The sequence below is a fragment of the Promicromonospora sp. NPDC060204 genome (assembly GCF_042728455.1).
Classification (GTDB): Bacteria; Actinomycetota; Actinomycetes; order Actinomycetales; family Cellulomonadaceae; genus Promicromonospora.
Genome location: NZ_JBHWZO010000362.1, coordinates 1 through 5019, shown reverse-complemented (window position 1 = coordinate 5019; position 5019 = coordinate 1). Strand labels below are relative to the sequence as shown.

The window sequence follows — 5019 nt, the reverse complement described above, 5'->3', positions numbered from 1 at the left end:
AGCGAGCACTGCTAGCTCAGCGTTACCCCCTCGGCTGCGTAAGTCGTTCCCCGGACCCGCTGTCCGGGCCTGCTGCGCGCTCAGCGCAGCTGGGCCTCGATCAGCGCGTCCTCCTCGTCCTCCGCGGTCGGACGGCGTTCTCGGGCCGGTCTGCGCGCCCGCACGCCCTCGCCGTCGGACTCCCCGCCGGAGGCGAGCAGCAGGTCGCCCGCCGACACGTTCTCGCCGCGCAGCGCCCCGCGCTCGCGGCGCCACAGCAGCACGTAGCCGGCGATCGCGCCGATCGCGAAGATGCACCACTGGAACGCGTAGGACAGGTGCGACCCGGGGTCGGTGTCGGGCTTGGGCAGGGTGGCGAGCTGGATGTCGGGTGCCGGCGTCTCCGAGCGGAGGGCGCCGTACGCGCCGACGGTCCGCCCCTCGGCCCAGTCCGCGCCGTCGGCCCCTGCCGCGAGCACCTGGGCCGTCGAGATCGCCTGCACCTGACCACCGGGGGCGCCGCGCGTCGAGGCGGGCTCGTCGGCCCGCATCGAGACCACCACGGTCACGTCGCCCGACGGCGGCGCGGGGACCGCCTCGGGCTCCGAGCCGTCCGACCCGAGCGGTACGGTGCCGCGGTCGACGACCAGCACGATGTCCCGGCCGTCCGGCATGCGGGCCTCGAACGGGACCAGGACGTGGTAGCCGTTCTGGCCGGCGACGGGCCGGTTGCGCAGCAGCACCGTCGCGTCGGTCACGTAGCTGCCCTCCAGCTCGACCGGGCGCCAGACGTCGGACTCCGGCAGCACGGCCCCCGGCCCCGCCAGGACCTCGTCGACGGAGACCGCGGGCGCGGACCAGTTGTTCTCGATGCGGTCGATCTCGATCTCGCGGGACTCGTACCTGTTCCACTGCCAGCGGCCCGCGATCAGGCACAGCGCGGCGAGGACCACGGCGCCTACCGCGAGGATCACCCACTGGCGGGTCGTGCGGGGCCCCCGGGCGTCGTCCGGCCCAAGGGCGGGCACCGACGCGTCGCTCACGAGGCCCGGTCCAGTTCCGTCACCGGAACGGTCTGCTTCCAGAAGGACCGCGCCCCCAGGAACTGCTCGAGGTGCTCGCGGTGCTCGTCGCACGCGAGCCACACCTTGCGCCGCTGGGGCGTGTGCAGCTTCGGGTTGTTCCAGAGCAGGCCCCAGACGGCCTCGTTGCGGCAGCCCTTGGCACTGCAGATCAGCTCGCCGTCGGGAACGGCGTCGGGCGTCGCGCCCGCCAGTCCCAGCACGTCCATCAGTCGTCCACGTGGTTGATCACGCGGCCCGAACCATAGCTCAGCCGTCCGGTCCCGTCGTCGGCGCCCTGGTCGTCGGGACCGTCGTCCGCCGCGTGGTCCTGGTGCGCGGCCGGGGGCGCGTCCTCGGGCAGCTCCTCGAGCATCGGGGCGGCCTGCGGCGTGACGGGGGAGGTGTCATGCGTCGTGTGGTCGCGCCCGGCGTTGGCGACCAGCACCGCGGAGTACGGCAGCACCACCGCGGCGGCCACCAGGGCCCAGCGGATCCAGCCGTCGACCACGACGGCGCCGATGATGCAGACCACGCGGATGGACATCTGGATGAGGTAGCTGCGCGTGCGGCGCGCCTGGTCCACCGCCAGCGGCTCGGGGGCCGAGGTGATGGAAGGAACCGGCTCGCTCATCCTGTCAGTCTACGTGCGTCCGACGACGTCGGACACGATGCCGACGTACCTCACACGACCCGGTGCGTGCCCGATACGCTCGGGGTTGTTGTAGAAAACCGACAAGGTCCGGTCCATCCCTGTGGCCCGGCGCGCGCGGCGCGCGTACGACGCGCGGGGTAGCGTCGCAGCGGACCCGGATCGACCCAGGTACCGGCCGCGGCCCCCAGCCTCGCGCGGCCCTTTGCGAAAAGCCCAGCATCGAGGAGCCTCAGGTGACCACCATGCCCGCCACTCAGAGCATTGCCGCAGGTCCGACCGGCCGTGTCGTCGTCGTGACGGGTGCCGCACGCGGCATCGGCCGCGCCATCGCGGAGCGGTTCGTCGCCGACGGCGACCGCGTCGCCACGATCTACCGCGGTGGTGAGCTGCCCAAGGGCGTGGAGCCCTACGTGGCGGACGTCACCGACACCGCGGCCGTCGACGCGGCGTTCACCGCCATCGAGGCCGACCTGGGTCCCGTCGAGGTGCTCGTCGCCAACGCCGGCGTGACCAAGGACCAGCTCCTCATGCGCATGAGCGACGAGGAGTTCGAGACCGTCATCGACGTGAACCTCAAGGGCACGTTCCGCTGCGTGCGCCGCGCGTCCAAGGGCATGATCCGGGCCCGCAAGGGCCGCATCGTGCTGCTCGGCTCGATCGTGGGCCTGTCCGGCGGCCCCGGCCAGGTCAACTACTCGTCGTCGAAGGCCGCCCTGGTGGGCATGGCCCGCTCGATCACCCGGGAGCTCGGGACGCGCGGCATCACGGCGAACGTCGTCGCCCCCGGGTACGTCGAGACCGACATGACGGCCGCGCTGTCCGAGGACGTGCGCAACGGCTACCTGAAGTCGATCCCGGCCGGCCGGTTCGCCACGCCGGACGAGGTGGCCTCCGTGGTCTCCTTCGTCGCGTCCGACGCCGCCGGCTACGTCACGGGTGCCGTCATCCCCGTCGACGGCGGCCTCGGCATGGGGCACTGACCCGTAGTCTGACGCCGCTACCTGCGGTTTCGCCCGTACATATCCAACATTCTCGGCATCGAGAACGGCGCGGAGTTTCGTTCCGCGCAGCAATCCGCATTACGCTCGCACCCAGCACAGGGGTTGCTCCGGCACGCCTGCGCCTGATCGGAAGGACAACATGGGTCTCCTCGAAGGTAAGAAGCTGCTCGTCACGGGCGTGCTGACGGACTCGTCGATCGCATTCCACGCCGCCCGGCTCGCCCAGGAGGAGGGCGCGGAGGTCGTGCTCTCGTCCTTCGGACGGCAGATGAAGCTGACCCAGGCCTTCTCCAAGCGTCTCCCCGTCGAGGCGCCGGTCGTGGAGCTGGACGTCACCAGCCAGGAGAACCTCGACGCGCTCGCGGACGCCGTGCGCGCGGAGGGCTTCGAGCGGCTCGACGGCGTGGTGCACTCGATCGGGTTCGCGCCGCAGTCCGTCATGGGCGGCAACTTCCTCTCGGGCACCTGGGAGGACGTCGCCACCGCGGTGCACGTCTCCACGTTCTCGTACAAGTCGCTCGCGGTGGCCGCCAAGCCGCTGATGACCGACGGCGGCGCCGTCGTCGGCCTGACGTTCGACGCGCAGTTCGCCTGGCCCGTCTACGACTGGATGGGCGTGGCCAAGGCCGGCCTGGAGTCCGCGAACCGCTACCTGGCGCGCGACCTCGGCCCTGAAGGAATCCGCTGCAACCTCGTCTCGGCTGGGCCCATCCGGACCACCGCCGCCAAGTCCATCCCGGGCTTCGCGACGATGGAGGACGCCTGGCCGACGCGAGCCCCGCTCGGCTGGGACCAGACCACCGCAGAGCCGGCCGCGCGCGCCGTCGCCGCCCTGCTGTCCGACTGGTTCCCGGCAACGACAGGCGAGATCGTGCACGTCGACGGCGGCGTGCACGCCATGGGCCAATAGATGGGCAGGAGGCACTGATGGGCAGAGCGTCGGGCACGGAGCCCACCACGACGCCGTCACGGCGTCTGGTGTTGCTCCGGCACGCGAAGGCGGAGCCGGCGTCGGAACTTCCCGACGAGTCCCGGCCGCTCGCCCTGCGTGGCCGGGACCAGGCAGGAAAGGTCGGTGCGGCGCTGGTCGCGTCCGGCCTCGTGCCCGACGCCGTCCTCGTCTCCGGGGCGCTGCGCACGCGGCAGACCTGGGACCTCGTGCGCAAGCACCTGGGCGAGCCGGCGGTGGCCTTCACCGACGACCTGCTCGGTGCCATGCCGCGCGGCGTCCTCGCGCTGGTGCGTGAGCTGGACCCCGCGGCGCGGACCGTCCTGGTGATCGGTCACGAGCCCGCCATGGCGGGCACGGCCGAGCTCCTGGCCGGTCCCGGCTCGGAGGACGGCGCCCTCGCTCAGGTGCGCGTCGGCGTCCCGACGGCGACGTACTCCGTGCTGGAGGCCGACCTGGCCTGGGCGGAGTGGGACCGCAAGACGGCCCGCCTGACGGAGGTCACGCGCCCGGCGTGACGGCTCTGATCCGGCCGCACCCGCAAGCAGCCCCCGTTGAGTGCTGGGTATCTGCGCTTCTGGCACCCGGAAGAGCGCAGATATCCCGCACTCAACGGGGGCTGTGGTCGGTCAGAGGAGGGTCAGGAGGTTGTCGAGGCGGTCCTCGATCACGTGCGGGGCCTGGTCGCGGACGATCTGCTTGGCGTTGAACGCCACACCCACCCCGGCGGCGGTGATCATGTCGAGGTCGTTCGCGCCGTCGCCCACGGCGACCGTCTGCTCCATCGGCACGCCGACCTGCGCGGCCCACTCGCGGAGCGTCGCCGCCTTGGCGGCCCGGTCGACGACGGGGCCCACGGTGCGGCCGGTCAGCACGCCGTCGGCGACCTCGAGCCGGTTGGCCCGCACCAGCTCGATCCCGAGCTCCCGCGCGATCGGCCCGGCGACCTCCTCGAACCCGCCCGAGACCAGCCCGAACGCCCAGCCGCGTGCGTGGCACTCGGCCACCAGCTCCCGGGCGCCGGGCATCAGCTCCACGGCCGCGCGCACCTTCTCCAGCGCCTCGACGGGCACTCCGGCCAGCGTCGCCACGCGCTCCCGCAGCGACCCGGCGAAGTCGAGCTCGCCCCGCATCGCACGCTCGGTCACGGCGGCCACCTCGTCGCGGGTGCCCGCGTGCTCGGCGATGAGCTCGATGACCTCCTGGCGGAAGAACGTGGAGTCGGCGTCGGACACGATGAGTCGCTTCACGCTCCCCAGTGTGCCGGAGCGGCGTGCCGCCGCGCCGCGGCGTCCACCCACTGCACGCCCGGCCGAGCGTGGCGGCCGGCCCCGGGCAGTCGAACGTAGGGGTAGTCGCACTCTGAGCGCTCAG

At 72.5% G+C, this 5019-nt stretch carries 7 protein-coding genes; 3 read left to right on the top strand and 4 right to left on the bottom strand.

Going from position 1 to position 5019, the window contains the following annotated elements; genetic code table 11:
- Positions 1-80: 80 nt before the first annotated feature.
- The 3 genes from ACFWEJ_RS27200 to ACFWEJ_RS27190 are packed head-to-tail and all read right to left on the bottom strand — an operon-like array spanning position 81 to position 1674.
- Positions 81-1022: an SURF1 family protein gene (locus tag ACFWEJ_RS27200; protein ID WP_377232296.1), complete on the bottom strand. Its 942-nt coding sequence runs from the start codon at positions 1020-1022 to the stop codon at positions 81-83.
- The gene (locus ACFWEJ_RS27195) at positions 1019-1270 is read right to left on the bottom strand and encodes a hypothetical protein (protein WP_377232295.1); all 252 of its coding nucleotides are present in this window, start codon (positions 1268-1270) and stop codon (positions 1019-1021) included. Before ACFWEJ_RS27195 ends, ACFWEJ_RS27200 begins: the two co-directional genes overlap by 4 nt.
- Positions 1270-1674 (bottom strand): DUF3099 domain-containing protein, encoded by a 405-nt coding sequence (locus ACFWEJ_RS27190; RefSeq protein WP_377232294.1) that lies wholly within the window; start codon positions 1672-1674, stop codon positions 1270-1272. Before ACFWEJ_RS27190 ends, ACFWEJ_RS27195 begins: the two co-directional genes overlap by 1 nt.
- A gap of 263 nt (positions 1675-1937) precedes the next feature.
- Here ACFWEJ_RS27190 and fabG point away from each other — a divergent pair, with 263 nt between their 5' ends.
- The 3 genes from fabG to ACFWEJ_RS27175 all read left to right on the top strand — a co-directional run bounded on the left by fabG (position 1938) and on the right by ACFWEJ_RS27175 (position 4163).
- The gene (gene fabG / locus ACFWEJ_RS27185) at positions 1938-2675 is read left to right on the top strand and encodes a 3-oxoacyl-ACP reductase FabG (protein WP_377232297.1); all 738 of its coding nucleotides are present in this window, start codon (positions 1938-1940) and stop codon (positions 2673-2675) included.
- A 160-nt stretch (positions 2676-2835) separates the two neighbouring features.
- Positions 2836-3606 carry an enoyl-ACP reductase FabI gene (gene fabI / locus ACFWEJ_RS27180; RefSeq protein WP_377232293.1) on the top strand — a complete coding sequence of 257 codons (771 nt, stop codon included), beginning with the start codon at positions 2836-2838 and terminating at the stop codon, positions 3604-3606.
- A 17-nt stretch (positions 3607-3623) separates the two neighbouring features.
- On the top strand, positions 3624-4163 hold the full coding sequence (locus tag ACFWEJ_RS27175; RefSeq protein ID WP_377232292.1) for a SixA phosphatase family protein: 540 nt from the start codon (positions 3624-3626) through the stop codon (positions 4161-4163).
- A 111-nt stretch (positions 4164-4274) separates the two neighbouring features.
- Here ACFWEJ_RS27175 and serB read toward each other — a convergent pair whose 3' ends face one another.
- Positions 4275-4895, bottom strand: a complete 621-nt coding sequence (serB, locus tag ACFWEJ_RS27170) for a phosphoserine phosphatase SerB (protein WP_377232291.1) — start codon at positions 4893-4895, stop codon at positions 4275-4277.
- Positions 4896-5019 lie beyond the last annotated feature (124 nt).

Excerpts from the sequence above, each read along its gene's own strand:
- fabI (WP_377232293.1), top strand. The coding sequence starts at position 2,836 with ATGGGTCTCCTCGAAGGTAAGAAGCTGCTCGTCACGGGCGTGCTGACG.
- fabG (WP_377232297.1), top strand. The coding sequence starts at position 1,938 with ATGCCCGCCACTCAGAGCATTGCCGCAGGTCCGACCGGCCGTGTCGTC.
- ACFWEJ_RS27195 (WP_377232295.1), bottom strand. The coding sequence starts at position 1,270 with ATGGACGTGCTGGGACTGGCGGGCGCGACGCCCGACGCCGTTCCCGAC.
- ACFWEJ_RS27175 (WP_377232292.1), top strand. The coding sequence starts at position 3,624 with ATGGGCAGAGCGTCGGGCACGGAGCCCACCACGACGCCGTCACGGCGT.
- ACFWEJ_RS27190 (WP_377232294.1), bottom strand. The coding sequence starts at position 1,674 with ATGAGCGAGCCGGTTCCTTCCATCACCTCGGCCCCCGAGCCGCTGGCG.